Raw genomic sequence first — 18,518 nt, 5'->3', positions numbered from 1 at the left:
CGGATGGATGACGACGGTCCGGAGCACGAGAAGCCGGCCCTGGAGGCCGTGCTCGACCACTACGGCGTCGACATCAACTCGCAGCGGGCCATGGGGATGACGCGCTGCCCGCTGCACGAGGACAACACCCCGTCCTTCTCCTACAACATCGACCGCGGCCTGTGGAAGTGCCACTCGTGCGGCCGAGGAGGGGACGCATACACGCTGATCATGGAGAAAGAGGGAATCGATTTTGTCGGAGCGCGAGCCCTTGCAGCCTCTCTCGCCCTCGCAACGCGCGATGTTGGAGGAGGCAACGAGCACCTATCAGGCAGCGCTTACAGCGGACGCCGCGCAGTACCTGCTGGATCGCGGCATCGGAAAGGCCGAGGTGGATACGTTCCGGCTTGGCGTCGTTGACGACCCGCTGCCCGGCCACGAACGCTACCGAGGGATGCTCGCCATCCCCTACCTCGGGCCCCAGGGGCAGCCGCTGACCATCCGGTTCCGCTGCCTCCAGAAGCACCAGCACCGCGAGTACGGCCACGGCAAGTACAACACCGTCGCCGGAGACCCACCCCGCATGTACGGGGTCGACTCGATCCACGCGGCGGGCGACGAGATCCACCTCACCGAGGGTGAGCTCGACCGCATCGTTCTCCGGAAGATCGGCTGGCACTCAGTCGCCGTGCCCGGCGTCGAGATGTGGTTCGCCCGGCATCGCCGGATGCTCGCCGGGTTCTCGCGCGTCTGGGTCTGGAGCGATCCGGATGAGGCCGGGAGCAAGCTGACCACGAAGGTCTGCCGCTCGCTGCGCTCGGCGAAGCCGGTCCGTCTCCAACGAGGCGATGTCACCGAGACCTACATAGCCGGAAGCGAGCAGGCCCTTATCGACGCGATGGAGGCCGCAGCATGACCGAGGCGACAGCCACCAAGCGGCCGGCCCGCCGGACCGATCCGAGCACCGCCGTGATCGGCGAAGTGAAGGCGGCCCGAAAGCAGGTCGGCGACCGCCGGATGCCCGTGGCCGGAGGTCGGCATCCCGTGAAGGGCCGCGCGCACCACGTCCGCGAAGCGGCCCGATGGCGGAGCGTCGAGCAGGGCCGCGAACTCGCGGGCTCCCCCGGCTGGGACTCCACCCTCCTTACGGCCGTGTTCACCGCCCTCGCCGACCAGGACCCCCAGCGCACGCGGTCCGGCCTCGTCCACCTGGCCGCGCTCGCAGTCGCGGCCGTCGAGGCGATCGACCGGGAGGCGACGACGTGAGCCGCACCTTGCCCGGCAACCCCGGCCCCCGTCTCCAGGCGATCTGGGAAGAGCTCGACGACCGCGAGCGCGAAGCCTTCGAGCGGCACCTCCTCCAGGACACCTCGGCGGAAAACCTGGTCTGGACCCTGGGCCGCTTCGGGCACCGGGTCTCCGCCTCCACCATCCGCACGTACCGGCGCCGCCTGCGCCAGGAAGCGACCAATTCTTGAGCGATCTTCTCGACGAACTCCTGTCGAAGCCGGTCGGGCCCGCCGTGCCCACCCGTCAGACCGACCCGGAACGGGACTTCACCCGTCAGATCGAGGTGAACGGCGACGCTGCCGAAGTGACCGTCCGCGGCCCCGTTGACGACGTGACCGAGGACGCGGCAACCGCCTACCTCCGCGCCCAGGGCCTCGACCCGAACGACTGGGTGGCCACCGGCTTCCGCAGCTCCGAATGGACCATGGCCAACGGTGAGACGGGCATCAGCACCCGGTTCACCTTCGCCCGCAGCAAGGGCCCCGTGCCCGAGCGGCCCGACATGGACGATCTCTTGGCCGCCGTCGAGGTGTATGAGCCCCGTTGGCCGGTCAGCGGACCGGCCGAGGGCAGCCACACCTACATCGTCGCCCTGGGCGACATGCAGTTCGGCAAGGCGGACGGCGACGGCCCGGCCGGCACGCTCAAGCGCACGATCGACTGTCTGAACCGCGCGGCCGATCTCCTGCTGACATACCGCGAGCGATTCGACATCGGCCACATCCACGTGGCGTTCCTCGGCGACCACGTCGAGGGCTTCCAGTCGCAGGGCGGGGCGAACGCGTGGCGTACCGCCCTGACCCTGACCGAACAGATCCGGCTTACACGCCGAGTCATGCTTCACGCCCTGATGCTGTTCGCGCCGCTGGCAGCCCGAGTAACGCTCTCCGCGGTGCCGGGCAACCACGGTGAAGCTGTGCGCATCAACGGCCGAGGGGTGACGCGGTACGACGACTCCCACGACACCGAGTCGTTGATCGCCGTGCAGGACGCCGCCCAGCTCTCCGAGGCGTTCGATCATTGCCAGTTCTTCGTCCCCGACACCGACGAGCTGACCGTCGTCGTCGACTGCTCCGGCACGGCCGTCGCCCACGCACACGGCCACCAGTGGAAGCCCGGCCGGCACTTCGAGTGGTGGCGAGCCCAGGCTTTCAACAAGACCTCGCCGATGCACCAGGCCGATGTGCTGCTCGCCGGGCATCTCCATCACGAGTTCGTGGACACGGACGGCCCACGCACGTTCATCCAGCCCCCAGCCATGGAGTCCGAGTCGACGTGGTGGCGGCACGCCAAGGGCACTACGGGCGCCCCTGGCCTGATTGTCGCGGTGACGAAGGACGGGCAGGTGCCGGTGAAGGAGGTGGTCCGGTGACCCTTCAGCTTCATGACCACAACACTGTCCAGCCGGTCGAGGCGGACTGGAGCGTCCTCTCCGACCCCCAGGTGAAGAGCGTCGCGGAAGCGGTCGCGCGGGGCTTTGCCCGCGACTACGGCCTGACCCTGGAGTACGAGGACGCGTACCAGGAGGCGGTCATCATCGCCGCCGAGCGAGCCCCGTACGTACGCCAGCTCCTCGCCGAGGCCGGCCCAGGGCTGCTGCACCGCTGGTTCTCCCAGCGGCTCCGCGACCGGTGGCTGACCGAGGCCAAGCGCCGGTCCGGGCTCGTCTCCTACGAGGCCGCCCAGGCGGCGGAGCGGACGGGCCTGTGACGTACGACCGGCGGCTCGTCGAGCATCTCCTCCCCGCCGTGTGGGACGCGGAGTCCGCGTACGGCATCCGGAACCCCACCGCACCCGACGCCGACATGCCGAGGGCCGCTGCGGACCCGAAGACCGCCAGCACGCTCTTCGCTCATCTCGCCGACATCCGTCGGGGCTGGGCGACCGCTCCGCTCTCCCTCGGGGAGCGGCAGGCCCTGGTCTGCCGGTTCGGCGCCGACCTGCCCGACGACGTCTCCGGAGCCCTCCAGGGCGTGACCGACCGCGCCGTCCGGTACCGCTGCGAACGGGGCGTCGGCAAGATCGCCGCCCACCTCAACGGTCACGAGTACATCGACGGGTACGAAGACAGCGTTCCGCCCGAGTAGCGGCTCTCACATCCACACCGTCGGCCCGCCGTCCCTCCACTCGATCAGCGTGGTGTCTTCGAGATCGACGTCATCAGAGTCGAGGCCGAGCCGACGCAAGAATTCCTTGATATCCCGTACGCCAAGGATCTCCCCATCAGCATGAACTTTGCGTCCACCGGTCGGACTCGGCGAGTGAACAATGATTCGCGCAGCCATAGGGAGACCATCACAGCCCTATAAACTCCCGCTACTCGAAAAAGGCGAAGGCTCCCCCACGGCGCGGGGGAGCCTTCGCGTGAATTAATTAATTAGCTTTGGCGTACGCCTCGCGGATCTCCGCGGAGACCCGGCCACGGTCGTTGACGTTGTAGCCGTTCTCCTTGGCCCATGCGCGAATCGCCGCAGTGTCCTGGTTGGCCGATGCCGCCTTCGCCACCCGCGCCTTGCCCCCGCGAGCACGGCGGCCAGCCTTGAGGAACGGCCCCACGGCCTCCAACAACTGGTCGTAGGAGTCCGGCGCGAGGTCGATCTCGTACGTCACACCGTCAAGCGCGATGATGTGGGTAGATGCTTCCGACGACTCTTCGCCCGTGAGGTCATCGGTGAAAATTGTGACGATCTTCTGTGCCATGCTCGGATGATACGTCGTACGACCTACCGCTTGCTGAACTCAACAAACTCTGACCAGGAGCCCGGTGGGAAGTGGAGAACGGCTCGGCCTCGATCCTTGGTGTCCCGAACCATCACCTTGCCGGGATCATTGTCGGCTACCTCGACACAGCTGTCCTGCTTCGTGTAGGTGCTGGTGCGCCAGTTCGACTTCTCAGCCATTCCACAGCCTCCTTAATCTGTTGCCATTTGCTCAAAATGCTGAATCGCACGGGATATAAGGTCTCGCGCTGCCACTCCATATACAGCAGAATGCCGCAAGAGGGCAAACGCCTTGGCGTACAGATCAACCTCTCGCGGCTGCGTCACGGAGAACTCCGCGGAGTAAGTCTCAACAAGTACAAGCTTGTCATCGAACATGGAAAATGAGTTTCCAGGCCAGATAGCAAGTGGTGCATCTCGGGGTACGAGCCCCAGGCTGACCCTTGGGAGGTGCATCGCGAAACGCAGCCGGTCGAGCTGTCCCTTCATCACGTCCGGGCCACCGAAGTTCGAGTAGAGAGCTTGCTCTGCGAGGAGCACGTTGAAAACCCGGTCACCTTCGTAGAGGTACCTGCTCCGTTCGAGCCTTTTTGCTGTGGCAGCTTCCGCGTCGTCGGGGATCTGGTAGAAGCTGACGACCTGCTTGAAAGTCTCCGCCGCGTACTCCGGCGTCTGGAGCGTCCCCCACACGAGCGTCGGATGCCAGATGCGAAATACCTTGGTCTTGGCATAGACCGGGAGAGCCGCCTGCTGCCTCTTCTCTGCGCCGGTAGCGAGTTGTCGGCGCCACTCAAGCCACAGCTCGTCGATGTGCCGCACAGTGGCGATCAGGTCACCAATGTGACCTTCCTGCCGTGTCACCGTGCACCAGGTTCGGATGTCCTCCTCGCTGGCGTTCTGCTTACCGTTTTCGAGGCGTGAGACTTTCGACTCTTGCCAGCCCAGTTCACGGGCGAGCGCCCGGCCGCTCGTGAATCCCGCGTCCTTCCGGAATCCACGCAGCCGGGCGCCCAGCGCCTCGCGTGCCTCTTGCGCTTGCGTACTCACCGAGAGGTCAGGGCTTGTACTCGGTGTGGGGAATGGCCAAGGTCCACAGCAGATCCCGGAGCCTGATGCACTCTGCCACCGTGGCGGGTTCCTCGATGATCTGTGATCCCAGAACTCGCCCCTCGGGGTCGAAGTGTCCGACTGCAAGCAGCCGGTCGTCGTAGAGCCACCAGTCGTTGCCGTTGTTGGGGAAGGTGATTCCCTCGGGCAGCAGGTGCCGGGGCAGCCAACGGATGTCCTCGCCGGCCTCGATGTTGAACTTGGTCAGCGAGTGTTCCCACCCGACGTATCGGGAGTGCGGCTCCGTGACCACCCGGATTCGACGTACCGTCTTGCCCTCCCCCGCGACCCGCCTCATGAGCATCATCCAGGGATCGAGCCATGTGTAGTCGTCGGGCTCTCCGCGCTGCCAGCGGGCGTACGGGGTGTCCTCCACGGGCGAGCCGTAGTCGTCCCTCAGCTCCAGGTGGAACGCGTCGTGCTCGAAGCTGTTGAACAGCTCGTCACGCTGGGCGCTGGTGATCAGGTCCACTGTTCTCCTCCAGTAGGGCCATGATCGAGGACTTGGGGACCTCGATGCAATCCTCGTAGTCAGGCAAGCGCATCTGACTCAGGGCCTCGGCATCACGCATCACCGGGCCCTGCACAACGCACGTTCCCTGCTCGGTGACAAGCATGATCGGGTCCTCGAACTTCTTGATCTCACCGTGCGCGAGACCGTCCTTCGTCAGATGCTCGAACAGCTCGGTTGGCACCTCGACCGCCGTCTGGCCTTCCGGCACATCAAGCTGCATGAGCAGGTCGCGGGCAAAGATTTTCCAGCCCTGGACGACGTAGCTGTCCTGGTCACTGGCATACAGGGTGGGGCTGTCTCCGGGGGTGGAGTTCTTACCCAGGAACCGTAGCTTCATGGTCACTCTCCCGTCCTCCGCCTTGCGCGAGATTGCGCATGTCGATAGTCGACGCTCGGTGTGTACCCGTCAATCGACTTGCTGCAATCTCACGCAAACTTCTTGGGGGCCAACGGCAGGCCGCTCTAGGTTCGTTGCCTCACCACCTGACGCCACCGGGCTATCCGGTGCCGGCCCTGAACCCCCGTCAGGGCTGGGCGTTCCACCACCTCGGAGGGATGGCCCCATGACGATGACCGTGACTCGCCCCCATGCGACCGGTGTTCCTGGCTACAGCGAGACGTGGCCGTGCGAGAAGGAGACGGCTGGTCGCGCTCGCGCGCTGGTCAAAGCTGTGTTGCACACGTGGAATCTCGACCAGGACTTGGCCTGGCGAGCAATGGTCGTCGCCTCTGAGCTGGTCACCAACGCGGTCAACCACAGCGGGTGCAGGGTCCTCCGCGTGAGCGTGACCCGGTACTCGCACTGCGGGGTGCGAATCATGGTCTCGGACAAGTCGAAGAAACAGCCGGAGCCTTGCGAATCGGCTCCGGAGGACACGTCGGGCCGCGGCCTTCTCATCGTGAGCGAGATGGCGGACCGGTGGGGCACGGATACCCGACGCTGGGGCAAGGCCGTCTGGGCTGAGCTGGAAGTAGACGTACTGGCCCCGGACCAGGTGACAGCTGTCCGTGAGCGAGGTGTCTGATGGGGGCGCACGCGGCAACGCGGCGGCGGGACCCGCACGCCGCTCGGGCACGGCAGCCGGACGGGTACGAGCGACCTGACGTCGCCGCATGGGCCCGGGAGCGGACTTCGGACGCGGACCTGATCCGCCTGGTCGAGGCCCTGCGCCGATGGGAAGCAGCCGATGACGTCGACCCGGTATCTCCCGTCGCGCTGGACGCGATCCGCACCAGCGCCGAGTGCGCCCTGTCCCTCCATCGCCGAGGTGACCCCGACGGAGAGTGCACCGCGCTGCTGGACGCCGTCAGCAGGTACCTGTCCCGTCTCGTCGCCTACGCAGAAGACCACCTCGACACCGGCCGCATCGTCGTCTGCCAGACGCTGCGGCGGGCCCGGTCGGCTCAGCAGAACCCCGATCAGCGGAGCCCTGAGATCGCAGTCGCAGCCCGTGACCTGGTGTGTCTCCTCGGGCCCGGCAGAGAACTGACCATCGCCGGTCGGCCGGAGTCCTGAAACCGAAGAAACCCCGGGCCGTCCTGACTGGTAGCAGGACGCTCGGTGCGGCCCGAGGGGTGCCAATCCCCCGAACGGCCGCAAGCCGGTTGCCGTAAGGCAGCGGCAACCGGCCACGGTCGGGCCCCCTACTGGCCCAGCCGGCACCACAGCCCTCCGGCCGCCGCCTCCATGGCCAGAGCGGCGGCCGGAGGGCCCGCGAACCACCGACGGAATTCACGAAAGGGATGCTCACCATGGGCTGGACACAGATACCTCTCCTGGCTCCCCGGTACCGCTCGAACTACATGCGCAATGACCAGCGGCTCTGCCGTCTCCACCGCGCAGCGCGCGTCGGCCACCTGCGCTCCCTCGTCGGCCGGGCCCAGGACGCTTGCACCGAATTCCTCGTCTCACGCGCCTTGCGCCGGGGGCTCCAGCCCCTGCGGGCCGCGCTCCAGACCGGGCGACGCGTCACAAACCCCGCCGAATACCTGACCCGCCCCAGCGCCTGCGCCTGCGCCTGCGCCTGCCTCCCCGTCACCGACCCCCAGGAGAAGACCTCATGAAAGCCGCCCGTTCCTCCCTGCCGGTCGCGCTGTTCGCCGTCGCGGGCGTGGGCCTCGCGCACCTCGTCCAGAACATCCGGCACGACCGCGCCCGGGTCGCGGTGGCCCTGGAGAAGTTCCGCCTCGACATCGCCGTGGACTTCACCCTGGACGCCGACCTCGACCACGAGGGCCAGGAGGTGTACAGCGAGATGCGCGTCCACCTCCTCTCGGTCACGTACCGCACCCGGCAGATCTCGCGGGCCGCCCTCTACACCGTGGCCCACGAAGAGATGATCCGGGACAAGCACCTCGCCCGGCACTGGCCCGCCATCCACCCCCGCCTGGAAGCGACGGCCGCCGACCGAGCCACCCGCACGGTGCTCGACGCCTTCCACGCCGCCTACGAGGCACACCAAGCCCGCCAGCACACCGCTGCCCCCGTGGCCGGCACCGACGATCCGCACCACGAGGCGGCGGCATGACTGCCGGGCTTACTGCCGATCTGTTCGAGAGGTTCGCGTGGGCCCTGACCGACCTGGGCGAGCCCGACGCCGAGGTGCAGCAGCCTGACGGCCTCGCGCCTTGCGGCCTCGTCCCCGACGTTCCGCGCCGGATAGTGAGCGCGGCCTTCTCCCTCCGCGGCGGTACGGGTGCGGAGGGAGGGGCCGCCTTCACCGGCTGCATGAGGCCCCCTCACACCGGTCAGCACCACTCCCTGCTGCGCCACCTCGGCGCCATCGGACAGGGCGTATGGCTCTTCTGGCAGGGCCCGTCCGTGCTCATGCTCGTGCTGCCCGACTGCCCCGGTACAGAAGACGGCGAGCGCGCGTGCCCGTTGTTCTTCGGGCACGAAGGGCACTGCCCTCGATGACGAACACCGGTCCGGTCTACCCCAGAGGCACCTTCGTCACCGACCACATCACCCGCCGCACCGGGTCCCTCATCCACCAGTACGGCGACTGGCTCTTCCTCAGCCGCGGAATCGGCATCCCGTGGACCAGCCCCGCGTTCGCCTGCCGCGCCCCCTCCGCCGGTGAAGCGATCGAACTGGCCACGGCGCTGACCCTCTACACCGAGGCGGGCTGGATGCCGCCCGACTTCCCCCCGCCACCCCCTGAATGACCGGAGGTCTCCATGCCCGCATTCGTCAAGGGCGACATCGTCGTGGACGAACAGCGCACCCGCGTGGGACGCGTCGCTGCCGTGCACGGAGCCTGCCTCGTCCTCAGCCGCCCTTGCAGCAAGTGGGACGCCCTGGCCAGCTCCTGCCGCCTGGCCACCCCCACCGAGGCAAGCAGCCTCAACGCCTGGGACTCCACACCACCACCCACGCACACGACCTGAACGCAAGCGCACCCACTCAGCCCACACCACCACCTCTTCTTGATTGGACTCTGATGACGCCTGATCCCGCCCACTCCGCCTGGCCCGAGACCGCGGAATCCGCAGCGACCCTGGAGAAGGCCCTGCACGCGGCCGGCCTCTACGTCCGGGCATCGGTCCAGGGGGCCAACGCGATCGTCCTGGACAGACTCCGCTACTCCGACGCCACCCTCCTGGAGACCCTGATCCGCAGCGCCCTCAATCACGCCAACGCCCTCGCGGAAGAGCTACGCCAGGCCCTCCTGTCCTACGGCATCGACACCACAGTCCGTGTACAGCAGGAGAAGACCTACATCGGGGAACTCACCATTCCGCAGGTCGACGCCCTCGCCCTCGCCCTGGGAGCGGCCCCGCACCCGACCCCTCTGGACGAAGACGACTACTTCGAAGACGCCGTCGCGGAAAGCCTCTGCGCCCGGCTCGCGGACGTCAGCGAGACGGCGATCGGGGTGCCGCTCACCGGCGACCTGCACCCCTTCTGCCGCCACGAGGACCCCGAACTCGCCCTCCACGCGCTCACCGCCGACACGACCCGCCGCCTGATCACGGCCCTCGACAACGCCACGAAAAGCGACTGATCACCGCCCGTCCTGAACCAGCGAAGGACCCCATGAGCCCCCCGCACGCCGTCAGCCTGGTGTCGGAATCCGCCCTGTCCCTGGAACCGGGCAAGAGCATCGTCATCGTCGGCACCGTCACCCGCGACGACGGCACGCACCTGAACGGCGGGCAGGCGACCACGCTGCGCCTCACCGCCCTGCCGGCCCCCCAGGCGCCCGCCCCCGCGCCAGAGGAGTCCCTACTCCTGAATCGTCTCGCCCACGGCCTCAGCCTCTACTCCTGCCAGCAGGAGCTGATGATCTCCCGGGCCCAGATCATTTTCTACGCCACCACACTGCGACGCCGGTATCAGGCCCGGACAAGGCCCGCGCTGATCTACGCCGCACAGCGAGCCGGTCACCTGCACGCCTGTGACCGCCCCCGCCTGCCCCTCGCCGATCACGAGATACGCCAGCTCCGGTGGCTCGCGTGGGGCGGAACGATAAAGACCTACGCCGCCACACATCACCGCCCCTACGGCTCCCAATGCACCGCGCACCGCAGTCTCCTGCGCGACATACGCGCGGAAACCACCGAGCACGCCGTCCACCTGGTGGCGTCCTGGGGCTACCTGGACGGAAGCACCCGCCCCACCCAAGTGCCGGAATACGCGACATGAGCGCCCGCCCCGGCGCCCGCACCGCGCACTTTCCAGACTTCCGCTGGCCTTCATCAGCGGTGACAACTCCGCCCCCACGGCACCTGTCCGTCCAAGACCAGCCGTGGGAGCGGGCCACCAACACACACCCGTGAAGAAGGGAGAGGCAAGTGACTGTCACACAGGACCACGCGAGCCGAAACGTGTCCAGCGCGAGGGACCTCATCACCACCGAGGAATTCACCGCCGTCGCCGGAACCGTCCAGCGCAACAACCACGGCATGACGCTCGACGTCGCCGAAGCCATCACCGAGGAGGCCCTGAAGTTCGAAGCCGCCTGCGCCCACCACCCGCAGGCACGGCTGAAGCCGTCGCGCGTGGTCGACGAGGGCTGGCACGCCCTGATCCTCCACACCAAGGTGAAAGCCCGGCTGGCTGAACGGCTCGGCCTCTTCGTTCACCACGTTCCGGAGCCGCCCGACCCCACCCGCCACGACCCTGACGCGCTCCTGCGCACACAGACCGCGATCGAGCAGGCAGGGTTCCCCGTAGACCCGCTGATGTGGACCGGACCGAAGGACAGTACGATCCCGGTCGCCGCGGACTGCGAACACTCCCCGCCCGGACCGTTCGGATCGTGCTCGGGCGACTGCTCAAGCACGGGCAAGAACTAGCACTGACAAACTGAGCACGCCCCCGCACCCAGCGGGGGCGTGCCCGTACGGTAGGAACCATGCCTGAGTGGATTAACCCGAAGTACCAAGAAGCGGTGGACACTTACCGACGCTCGGAACAGGCAACACCCCCACGACACCGACAAGGCCGGAGCCAACGCCCCTACGGACTACCTTTCGTCGTCATGGTCGACCCGAAGACCAAAACCCCCACGGTGGTACCGACAGGCGCCCCCAACTAAGGCGGCATACCCCGACCCGCCCTCGGGTATCGCCGCAGATCAGCGAGCATCCGCCCCGCGAGCGCGGGGATGGCCCCTTCACTGGGCCCGGCCTGATCATCAAGCATTGATCCGCCTCGCGAACGCGGGGATGGCCCCCAGGCCAGCACGTGCTCACAGCCGAAATCCAGACCTCCCCCCGCGCCCGCGGGGAACCACCCCCTGACATTAGGGGGTGGTTCCAGGCTGCTTCCGCCCCGTGCGCTGGAATCCTTCTTCCCGCCCCGTCGCAACCTCCGCCGACGGAGGCTCGTCAGCCGTCTCCGTGCTGCGCCGCGACTGGGCGGCCTCCACCGCTCCGTACTCGTCGACCGAGGCCGCGACAACAGCCTCCACCACCGACCCGATGGCGACCCTCGAAGCGTCTTCGGGTACGTCAACCTGCTCCGGTTCGGGCTCGACGAGCACCTCGTCCGTGGCCGGGTCCGTCACCGTCACGGAAACCGACGGCCCCACCTCGGCGCCCCGTTTCACAGAATCGGAGGCTGTCACCTCCACGCTCACCGAGATGCTCTCGGAGACCTGGGAGGTCGCCTCGATGGTTACATCCCCGGTGGTCCGGTGAGGCTCTGAGACCTCCCAGATCGCTTCCGTACCGGGCTGGCTGATCGCCGCCATGTACGAGCGGAACGGCGCGAGGTGGTCCACCAGATCCTTCACGGACTCCGGCAGCAGTTCACCGATCTCGTGCTTGATGATTTCGCCGACGCTCTCCTCGCCACCGCGCCGCTTATCAGCTGTGGGCCCCGCATTCGCCGTTGCGCGGGGGTCGAGCTTTTCGGCCCGGCTCGGCGCAGCGGGAGCCTTCCTGTCTGCCTTGCCTTCCTCGTCGGCGACGGCCGCACGGTCGGTTCCCTCCGAGGGGGCCACCTCCCGGTAGAGCATCGCGGTCGGGGCGTTTCCCTGACCGGTCCGCCCTTCAGCCTCGGAGGCAGCTGCCCCTTCGGGAAGCTCATCGCCATAGGCCAATGCATCAGCGTCGGATTTGCTCATACCGCGACGTACGGCCTCCTTCGACAGCGCCTTCCTCTGCTCATCCGTCATCGGCACCCCGGCAATTCCGCCGTGGCCGTCGAAGTACGTCGGTATGTATCCGCTCGCCGGCTGTCGCTGATAAACGCCTGCCTCCGCGTCCACGCTGGTCGTCGCAGTATCAGCACGCACGGTCTGCTTCGGGACTTTCGTCCCGCCCGCTGCGGCCGTCAATCCGCTGTACGCAACTGCCGTAGTGAGAAGCCCGTAGCCGAATACGGCCATCCGTCGTTGCGGCGTCACCCGCCCTGAGAGCGAAAGGACCCTGTTCACGGGCTTTCGATGGGCCAACACGGCAGATACCCCCTGGTACGAATGGCTGAATCGCGACCAGTAAAACACCGAGAGGGCGTTCAAGACCAAGCGGTCTGTTTCGGGATCTTCGAAATCCTCCCGCAGGGGTACGCCGGGTACCGCTCGCGGATGAGTCGACCCGCGCACGGCAGGCCCTGATACCCCCATCTGTGACCACTACCGAGCCCTCGCGCCACCCAGCACGAATCCAGCACGGTAGGGATGACCAGGGGTGATGACAGGTGACGAGGTGTCAGATTATCCAGCACCGATCCAGCACGGGAAAAACTTAGGGGCCCGACTCCGAAGAGCCGGACCCCTCCCGACCTGCACGTTTGCCAGATCAGCGATGTGGTGGTATGTCACCCACTAAACGTTGAAGCGGAACTCCACCACATCCCCGTCCTGCATCACGTACTCCTTGCCTTCCATGCGGGCCTTGCCCTTGGCGCGGGCCTCGGCTACGGAGCCCGTTTCGACGAGGTCGGCGAAGGAGATGACCTCGGCCTTGATGAAGCCCTTCTGGAAGTCGGTGTGGATGACTCCGGCGGCCTCGGGGGCGGTGGCGCCCTGCTTGATGGTCCAGGCGCGGGATTCCTTGGGGCCGGCCGTCAGGTAGGTCTGGAGGCCCAGGGTGGCGAAACCGGCGCGGGCGAGGGTGGCGAGGCCGGGCTCCTCGGCGCCGACGGACTGGAGGAGCTCCATGGCGTCCTCCTCGTCCAGCTCGGCGAGGTCGGCCTCCAGCTTGGCGTTGAGGAAGATCGCCTCGGCGGGGGCGACCAGGGCGCGCTGCTCGGCCTTGAACGTCTCGTCGGTCAGCTCGTCCTCGTCGACGTTGAAGACGTAGAGGAACGGCTTGGTGGTGAGGAGGTGGAGGTCGTGGAGGAGCTCTTCGTTGCCGGAGCCCTGGACGATGCCCTGGGAGAAGAGGGTGTCGCCGCGCTCCAGGATCTCCTTGGCCTCCTCGACGGCCTTGACCTTCGGGACGACGTCCTTCTTGATCCGCGACTCCTTCTGGAGGCGCGGCAGGACCTTCTCGATGGTCTGGAGGTCGGCGAGGATCAGCTCGGTGTTGATCGTCTCGATGTCGTCGCGGGGCGAGATCTTGCCGTCGACGTGGACGACGTTCTCGTCGGCGAAGGCGCGGATGACCTGGCAGATCGCGTCGGACTCGCGGATGTTCGCGAGGAACTTGTTGCCCAGGCCCTCGCCCTCGCTGGCGCCGCGGACGATGCCCGCGATGTCGACGAAGTCGACGGTCGCCGGGAGGATGCGCTCGGAGCCGAAGATCTCGGCGAGCCGGCCGAGGCGGGGGTCGGGGACGCCGACGACGCCGACGTTCGGCTCGATGGTGGCGAACGGGTAGTTGGCCGCCAGCACATCGTTCTTGGTCAGGGCGTTGAACAGGGTCGACTTGCCGACGTTGGGCAGTCCGACGATTCCGATCGTGAGCGACACGGTGGCGACATCCCGGGGAGCGAGGCGGTAAGGGCGGCGGCTCCCTTGAGGGGCCGATCCACCAGTTTACGGGGCTCCCGCGGTGGCCCGCCCGGGCCCGTGGCACGGCTCCCGTAAGGGGCCGCCCGGCCGGGTGCGGGCCCCTCGAACGCAGCACCGATCATGAACCCTGGCGTGTCCCAAAGCCTGTTAATACCACTTTGCGGCCTACCGTTGGCGGGTGGAGCAACGAGATGCGCGCGCACCCCAGCACCGTCCGTCCGTGAGCGGCGGGCCCTCCGCGGTCCAGGATCCCCGGCTGCCGCGGCCCGCGGCGGCACGGTCCGGCGGCCGGGAGCGGCCCGGCACCGGCCCGGCGGACGCCGAGCGGCGGGCCGCCGGTACCGCGACCGTCTACCGTGCCGGGCGGCGGCCGCTGCCCGGCCGGGTCGCGGCGGTGACGCGGCGGATGCCCGCGCCGAAACTGACCGGCCTGGGGTGCGGCCTGCTGAGCACCCTGGCGCTGCTCGCCTTCGCCGCCCTCGACGAACTGCTCCTCGACGGCGCGCAGACCCCGTACGGCGTGTTCTTCGTCCTCGTCGCGTTCTGCGCGGGGCTGTGGGTACGGCCGTACGACCTGATCGCGGCGCCGGTGGCGCTGCCCATCGCGTTCACGCTCGGGGCGGTGCCGATCGAGCACGGTCCCGCGGGGTTCGGCGGGCTGGTGACGGGTGTCTTCAGTGTGCTGGCGCTGAACGCGGGCTGGCTCTACGCGGGGACGCTGGTCTGTGTGCTCCTCGCGCTGGTGCGCAAGGCGGTGCTCACCGTGCGGCGTCGGGCCAGCCGACCGGGGACGCGACCGGAGCGTCCGGGGGCTCGGCGTCCGGCGGAGCGTCCCGGTGCGGAGGGGCGGGGGCCGGAGCGGGCGCACGGGAACCGTCCGCGGCAGGTGGCGCCGCAGCCCGAGCGGCGTGAGCGGCCATCGCGGCACCCACGATCCCCGCGTCGTTCCGAAGCCGAGCCGGCACGATCTCGGCCCTGATGCCGTCGAGCAGCGGCAGGAACTTGTCCGCCTTGCGGCTGACCCCGCCGCCGAGGACGAACAGCTCGGGCGAGAAGAGCATCTCGACATGGGCGAGGTATTTGCGCAGCCGCCGCGCCCACCGCGTCCAGCTGAGCCCCTCGGTGTCCTTGGCGCTGGTGGCGGCGCGGGTCTCGGCGTCGTGGCCGTTCAGCTCCAGATGGCCCAACTCCGTGTTGGGCACCAGGCGGCCGCCGGTGAAGACGGCGGAGCCGATGCCGGTGCCGAGGGTGAGGACGATGACGGTGCCGCGGCGACCGCGCCCGGCGCCGTAGCGCATCTCGGCGAGTCCGGCGGCGTCCGCGTCGTTGAGGAGGGTCACCGGGCAGTCGCCGCCGAGGCGTCCGGTGAGCAGTTGGGCGGCGTCGGTGCCGATCCAGCCCTTGTCGACGTTGGCGGCGGTACGGGTGAAACCGTCGGTGATCACGCCGGGGAAGGTGGCGCCGACCGGGCCCGTCCAGCCGAAGTGCGCGACGACCTCGCGGACGCTGTCGGCGACGGCGCCGGGGGTGGCGGGCTGCGGGGTGAGGACCTTGTGGCGCGGCTCGGCCAGCTCGCCGCGCTCCAGGTCGACCGGGGCGCCCTTGATGCCGGATCCGCCGATGTCCACACCGAAGACCTTCATGGGAAAAGGCTAGGCGCGGTGGGCCCGGGGCGCCCCAGGAACGGGGAATCGGCGGACGGAGCGGGCGGGGGACGGGGCGGCGCCCGGAGCGGCCCGGAGCGTTCCGGAAACGCGGAACCGGCCGCCGGTACGTACGTCCGGCGGCCGGTTCCCGAGGGCTTGCGGGGCTCAGCCCTCCGTGGCCGCCTTGGCCTCCGCGCGCAGATCGCGGCGGAGCTCCTTGGGCAGCGAGAAGGCGATGGACTCCTCCGCCGCGGTGATCGTCTCGACGTCGTCGTAGCCGCGCTCGGCGAGCCAGTCGAGGACGCCGTGGACGAGGACGTCGGGGACGGAGGCGCCGGAGGTGACGCCGACGGTGGTGACGCCGTCGAGCCAGCTCTCGTCGATCTCGTCGGCGTAGTCGACCAGATGGGCGTCCTTGGCACCGGCGCCGAGGGCGACCTCGACGAGGCGGACGGAGTTCGAGGAGTTCTTGGAGCCGACGACGATCACGAGGTCGGCGTCGGCGCCCATCTGCTTCACCGCGATCTGGCGGTTCTGGGTGGCGTAGCAGATGTCGTCGCTGGGCGGCGAGAGGAGGTTGGGGTAGCGGCCCTTGAGGGCGCCGACCGTCTCCATCGTCTCGTCGACGGAGAGGGTGGTCTGGGAGAGCCAGACGACCTTGTCCGGGTCGCGGACCTCGACGTTCTCGACGTCCTCGGGGCCGTCGACCAGCGTGATGTGCTCGGGCGCCTCGCCGCTGGTGCCGATGACCTCTTCGTGGCCCTCGTGACCGATGAGGAGGATGTCGTAGTCCTCCTTGGCGTACCGGACGGCTTCCTTGTGGACCTTGGTGACCAGCGGGCAGGTCGCGTCGATGGTGGCGAGCTTGCCGCGGCGCGCCTCCTCGTGGACGGTCGGGGCGACGCCGTGGGCGGAGAAGATGACGATGTTGCCCTCGGGGACCTCCGCCGTCTCGTCGACGAAGATGGCGCCCTTCTTCTCCAGGGTCTTCACGACGTACTTGTTGTGCACGATCTCGTGGCGTACGTACACGGGAGCGCCGTACTGCTCCAGGGCTTTCTCGACGGCGATCACCGCGCGGTCCACCCCCGCGCAGTAGCCGCGGGGGGCGGCGAGCAGGACCCGCCGACGCTCGCGCGGGGCGTCCGCGCTCGGGGTGCTTGCGGGCTGCGGGGTGTCACCGTGACGCGGGGCGTCTGCGCTCGCGGCGGTGGCGGGTGACGGGCCGGGCGTAGCAGTCATGCGTCCCATCGTACGGGCGTACCGCACCGCACAGAGATCGCTCCGGTGGCCCAGACTGAGGGCCGCGAGGGAACGTACCGGGCATCGCACCCGGGCCGGACTTCGTGGACACGAGCGAGGAGGCGGTATGCCGGGGACGAACGACACGGCGAGCGGGACGGCCGGGGGTCCGGCGGGTGGGGAAGGCGGCACGGTGGCCGATCCGGGGCAGGGTGCCACCAGCGCTCCGGGGCTGCGGCGGACGCTGACCTTCCGGGATCTGATCGTCTACGGGCTGCTCTTCATCGCGCCGATGGCGCCGGTCGGGATCTTCGGCACGCTCCAGGCCAAGTCGGGCGGGGCGGTCACGCTCGTCTACCTCGTCGCGACGGTGGCGATGGCGTTCACGGCGTACTCGTACGCGCAGATGGTGCGGGTGGCTCCGCAGGCGGGGTCGGTCTACACGTACGCGCGGGTGGGGCTGGGCGAGGGCGCCGGGTTCATCGCCGGGTGGATGGCGATGCTGGACTATCTGCTGATCCCGGCGGTGGCGTACCTCTTCTCCGGGATCGCGATGCACGCGCTCGTCCCGGGGGTGCACCAGTGGGTGTGGACGGCGCTGGCGGTGGTGGTGACGACGCTGCTGAACCTGTGGGGGGTGCGGACGGCGGCGGTGGTCGGGTTCGCGGTGCTGGCGATGGAGATCGCGGTGCTGGCGGTGTTCGTGGTCGCCGCGGTGGCGGAGCTGGTGGCGCACGGTGCGCAGCGCGGCTGGGCGGCACCGCTGACCGGTGAGGGTTCCTTCTCGATGACGGCGGTGCTGGCCGCGGTGTCGGTGGCGGTCCTGTCGTACCTCGGCTTCGACGCCATCGCGGCGTTCGCGGAGGAGGCGCGGGGGGCGCACGGACCGGCGGCGGGCGCCGGGCGGCGGGGCGCGGACCGGGTGGCGCGGGCGGTGCTCACCTGCCTGGTGGTGGCCGGGGTGCTCTTCGCGGTGCAGACGTATCTGGCGGCGCTGCTGGCCCCGATGTCGGCGGCGGAGCTGGCGGCGAAGCCGGGTGAGCAGGGCGCGGCGTTCTACACGACGGTCGACGCGGCGGTGGGCGGCTGGCTGCACGACCTGGTGGCGGCGAGCAAGGCGCTGGGCGCGGCGTTCGCGGCGCTGGCCGGGCAGGCGGCGGCCGGGCGGCTGCTCTTCGCGATGGCCCGGGACCGGCGGCTGCCGGGGGCGATGGCCAAGGTGGACGTGGGCAGCGGGGTGCCGCGCCGGGCGCTGCTGGGCGCGGCGGCGGTGACGCTGGTCGCGGCGGTGTGGGCGGCGCGGCGGGACGACGGGCTGGACCATCTGTCGTCGATCGTGAACGTGGGCGCGCTGACCGCGTTCGCGCTGCTGCACGCGTCGATGATCGGCTGGTTCCGGGTCCGGCGGCGCGCCGAGGTGCCGAGCGTGCTGCGGCACGTGGTGGTGCCGGTGGTGGGCCTCGCCGTGGTGGTCGCGGTGATCGTCGAGGCGTCCCGGACGGCCCAACTGGTGGGCGCGGTGTGGCTGGCGGTGGGACTGGCGGTGCTGGCCTTCCAGTTCCTACGGGTCCGGCGGGAGGGGACGGCGGGGCGGTAGGGGGGCTTCCGGGGC

The 18,518-nt window shown here is 68.9% G+C and carries 28 protein-coding genes and 1 pseudogene; 19 read left to right on the top strand and 10 right to left on the bottom strand.

The window, feature by feature from the left end; all coding sequences use genetic code 11:
• Positions 1-3 precede the first annotated feature (3 nt).
• Genes IF23_RS33050 through IF23_RS0123930 form a run of 7 tightly spaced genes read left to right on the top strand, consistent with a single transcriptional unit; the run spans position 4 to position 3,356 of the window.
• Positions 4-399, top strand: coding sequence for a CHC2 zinc finger domain-containing protein (locus tag IF23_RS33050; RefSeq protein ID WP_245655079.1), 396 nt, complete (start codon positions 4-6; stop codon positions 397-399).
• A 34-nt stretch (positions 400-433) separates the two neighbouring features.
• Positions 434-895 carry a hypothetical protein gene (locus IF23_RS0123955; RefSeq protein WP_078654209.1) on the top strand — a complete coding sequence of 154 codons (462 nt, stop codon included), beginning with the start codon at positions 434-436 and terminating at the stop codon, positions 893-895.
• Complete coding sequence (locus tag IF23_RS0123950) at positions 892-1,245, top strand: hypothetical protein (protein WP_030287011.1); 354 nt, start codon at positions 892-894, stop codon at positions 1,243-1,245. The genes IF23_RS0123955 and IF23_RS0123950 overlap by 4 nt, the downstream gene beginning before the upstream one ends.
• Positions 1,242-1,457 carry a hypothetical protein gene (locus tag IF23_RS0123945; RefSeq protein ID WP_030287009.1) on the top strand — a complete coding sequence of 72 codons (216 nt, stop codon included), beginning with the start codon at positions 1,242-1,244 and terminating at the stop codon, positions 1,455-1,457. The genes IF23_RS0123950 and IF23_RS0123945 overlap by 4 nt, the downstream gene beginning before the upstream one ends.
• Complete coding sequence (locus IF23_RS0123940) at positions 1,454-2,641, top strand: hypothetical protein (RefSeq protein WP_030287007.1); 1,188 nt, start codon at positions 1,454-1,456, stop codon at positions 2,639-2,641. The genes IF23_RS0123945 and IF23_RS0123940 overlap by 4 nt, the downstream gene beginning before the upstream one ends.
• On the top strand, positions 2,638-2,979 hold the full coding sequence (locus IF23_RS0123935; protein ID WP_030287006.1) for a hypothetical protein: 342 nt from the start codon (positions 2,638-2,640) through the stop codon (positions 2,977-2,979). The genes IF23_RS0123940 and IF23_RS0123935 overlap by 4 nt, the downstream gene beginning before the upstream one ends.
• On the top strand, positions 2,976-3,356 hold the full coding sequence (locus tag IF23_RS0123930; RefSeq protein ID WP_030287004.1) for a hypothetical protein: 381 nt from the start codon (positions 2,976-2,978) through the stop codon (positions 3,354-3,356). The genes IF23_RS0123935 and IF23_RS0123930 overlap by 4 nt, the downstream gene beginning before the upstream one ends.
• A 6-nt stretch (positions 3,357-3,362) precedes the next feature.
• Here IF23_RS0123930 and IF23_RS0123925 read toward each other — a convergent pair whose 3' ends face one another.
• From IF23_RS0123925 to IF23_RS0123900, 6 genes are all read right to left on the bottom strand, one after another.
• Entirely contained in the window at positions 3,363-3,554 is a 192-nt protein-coding gene (locus IF23_RS0123925; RefSeq protein ID WP_030287002.1) for a hypothetical protein, read from the bottom strand.
• Between the two features lie 88 nt (positions 3,555-3,642).
• On the bottom strand, positions 3,643-3,969 hold the full coding sequence (locus tag IF23_RS0123920) for a histone-like nucleoid-structuring protein Lsr2 (protein ID WP_030287000.1): 327 nt from the start codon (positions 3,967-3,969) through the stop codon (positions 3,643-3,645).
• Between the two features lie 23 nt (positions 3,970-3,992).
• Positions 3,993-4,169: a DUF397 domain-containing protein gene (locus tag IF23_RS33045; protein WP_078654208.1), complete on the bottom strand. Its 177-nt coding sequence runs from the start codon at positions 4,167-4,169 to the stop codon at positions 3,993-3,995.
• Between the two features lie 12 nt (positions 4,170-4,181).
• Positions 4,182-5,036, bottom strand: a complete 855-nt coding sequence (locus tag IF23_RS0123910; RefSeq protein ID WP_030286998.1) for a helix-turn-helix domain-containing protein — start codon at positions 5,034-5,036, stop codon at positions 4,182-4,184.
• A gap of 7 nt (positions 5,037-5,043) precedes the next feature.
• Positions 5,044-5,568, bottom strand: coding sequence for a DUF6879 family protein (locus IF23_RS0123905; RefSeq protein ID WP_030286996.1), 525 nt, complete (start codon positions 5,566-5,568; stop codon positions 5,044-5,046).
• A complete protein-coding gene (locus IF23_RS0123900) occupies positions 5,540-5,947 on the bottom strand; it encodes a hypothetical protein (RefSeq protein ID WP_030286994.1) in 408 nt (135 codons plus the stop codon). The genes IF23_RS0123905 and IF23_RS0123900 overlap by 29 nt, the downstream gene beginning before the upstream one ends.
• A gap of 226 nt (positions 5,948-6,173) precedes the next feature.
• Between IF23_RS0123900 and IF23_RS0123895 the strand changes: the two genes are divergently transcribed.
• The 10 genes from IF23_RS0123895 to IF23_RS0123850 all read left to right on the top strand — a co-directional run bounded on the left by IF23_RS0123895 (position 6,174) and on the right by IF23_RS0123850 (position 10,911).
• The gene (locus tag IF23_RS0123895) at positions 6,174-6,635 is read left to right on the top strand and encodes an ATP-binding protein (RefSeq protein ID WP_051739848.1); all 462 of its coding nucleotides are present in this window, start codon (positions 6,174-6,176) and stop codon (positions 6,633-6,635) included.
• Positions 6,635-7,126 (top strand): hypothetical protein, encoded by a 492-nt coding sequence (locus tag IF23_RS0123890; RefSeq protein ID WP_030286990.1) that lies wholly within the window; start codon positions 6,635-6,637, stop codon positions 7,124-7,126. Before IF23_RS0123895 ends, IF23_RS0123890 begins: the two co-directional genes overlap by 1 nt.
• Before the next feature lie 287 nt (positions 7,127-7,413).
• Positions 7,414-7,674: a hypothetical protein gene (locus tag IF23_RS0123885; protein WP_169750031.1), complete on the top strand. Its 261-nt coding sequence runs from the start codon at positions 7,414-7,416 to the stop codon at positions 7,672-7,674.
• Entirely contained in the window at positions 7,671-8,138 is a 468-nt protein-coding gene (locus IF23_RS0123880) for a hypothetical protein (protein ID WP_030286986.1), read from the top strand. Before IF23_RS0123885 ends, IF23_RS0123880 begins: the two co-directional genes overlap by 4 nt.
• Positions 8,135-8,527, top strand: a complete 393-nt coding sequence (locus IF23_RS0123875) for a hypothetical protein (protein ID WP_030286984.1) — start codon at positions 8,135-8,137, stop codon at positions 8,525-8,527. Before IF23_RS0123880 ends, IF23_RS0123875 begins: the two co-directional genes overlap by 4 nt.
• The gene (locus IF23_RS0123870; protein ID WP_030286982.1) at positions 8,524-8,778 is read left to right on the top strand and encodes a hypothetical protein; all 255 of its coding nucleotides are present in this window, start codon (positions 8,524-8,526) and stop codon (positions 8,776-8,778) included. The genes IF23_RS0123875 and IF23_RS0123870 overlap by 4 nt, the downstream gene beginning before the upstream one ends.
• 12 nt (positions 8,779-8,790) lie before the next feature.
• Complete coding sequence (locus IF23_RS0123865) at positions 8,791-9,000, top strand: hypothetical protein (RefSeq protein ID WP_030286980.1); 210 nt, start codon at positions 8,791-8,793, stop codon at positions 8,998-9,000.
• A 53-nt stretch (positions 9,001-9,053) separates the two neighbouring features.
• Positions 9,054-9,617, top strand: a complete 564-nt coding sequence (locus IF23_RS0123860; protein ID WP_030286978.1) for a hypothetical protein — start codon at positions 9,054-9,056, stop codon at positions 9,615-9,617.
• A gap of 32 nt (positions 9,618-9,649) precedes the next feature.
• On the top strand, positions 9,650-10,258 hold the full coding sequence (locus IF23_RS0123855; RefSeq protein WP_030286976.1) for a hypothetical protein: 609 nt from the start codon (positions 9,650-9,652) through the stop codon (positions 10,256-10,258).
• 149 nt (positions 10,259-10,407) lie between these two features.
• Positions 10,408-10,911: a glycine-rich domain-containing protein gene (locus IF23_RS0123850; protein ID WP_245655078.1), complete on the top strand. Its 504-nt coding sequence runs from the start codon at positions 10,408-10,410 to the stop codon at positions 10,909-10,911.
• A gap of 449 nt (positions 10,912-11,360) precedes the next feature.
• On the opposite strand, the gene IF23_RS0123845 is transcribed toward IF23_RS0123850, so the two are convergent.
• Both IF23_RS0123845 and ychF read right to left on the bottom strand, forming a co-directional pair.
• Positions 11,361-12,587 (bottom strand): hypothetical protein, encoded by a 1,227-nt coding sequence (locus IF23_RS0123845; protein WP_157848070.1) that lies wholly within the window; start codon positions 12,585-12,587, stop codon positions 11,361-11,363.
• A gap of 300 nt (positions 12,588-12,887) precedes the next feature.
• Complete coding sequence (gene ychF / locus IF23_RS0123840) at positions 12,888-13,976, bottom strand: redox-regulated ATPase YchF (protein ID WP_030286970.1); 1,089 nt, start codon at positions 13,974-13,976, stop codon at positions 12,888-12,890.
• 448 nt (positions 13,977-14,424) lie between these two features.
• Between ychF and IF23_RS35525 the strand changes: the two are divergent.
• Positions 14,425-14,718: pseudogene (locus IF23_RS35525) on the top strand (DUF6542 domain-containing protein); the annotation flags it as partial.
• 58 nt (positions 14,719-14,776) lie between these two features.
• Here IF23_RS35525 and ppgK read toward each other — a convergent pair.
• Together ppgK and IF23_RS0123830 are read right to left on the bottom strand one after the other, a co-directional pair.
• Positions 14,777-15,661 (bottom strand): polyphosphate--glucose phosphotransferase, encoded by an 885-nt coding sequence (gene ppgK, locus IF23_RS0123835; protein ID WP_030286968.1) that lies wholly within the window; start codon positions 15,659-15,661, stop codon positions 14,777-14,779.
• Between the two features lie 168 nt (positions 15,662-15,829).
• A complete protein-coding gene (locus IF23_RS0123830; protein ID WP_078654225.1) occupies positions 15,830-16,906 on the bottom strand; it encodes a 4-hydroxy-3-methylbut-2-enyl diphosphate reductase in 1,077 nt (358 codons plus the stop codon).
• A 127-nt stretch (positions 16,907-17,033) separates the two neighbouring features.
• Here IF23_RS0123830 and IF23_RS0123825 point away from each other — a divergent pair, with 127 nt between their 5' ends.
• Positions 17,034-18,503 carry an APC family permease gene (locus tag IF23_RS0123825; protein ID WP_051739847.1) on the top strand — a complete coding sequence of 490 codons (1,470 nt, stop codon included), beginning with the start codon at positions 17,034-17,036 and terminating at the stop codon, positions 18,501-18,503.
• Positions 18,504-18,518 lie beyond the last annotated feature (15 nt).

The organism is Streptomyces catenulae, from assembly GCF_000718015.1.
GTDB classification, from domain to species: Bacteria; Actinomycetota; Actinomycetes; order Streptomycetales; family Streptomycetaceae; genus Streptomyces; species Streptomyces catenulae.
The sequence above is the reverse complement of the archived record's forward strand: the minus strand, read 5'-3'. Positions and strand labels throughout refer to the sequence as shown.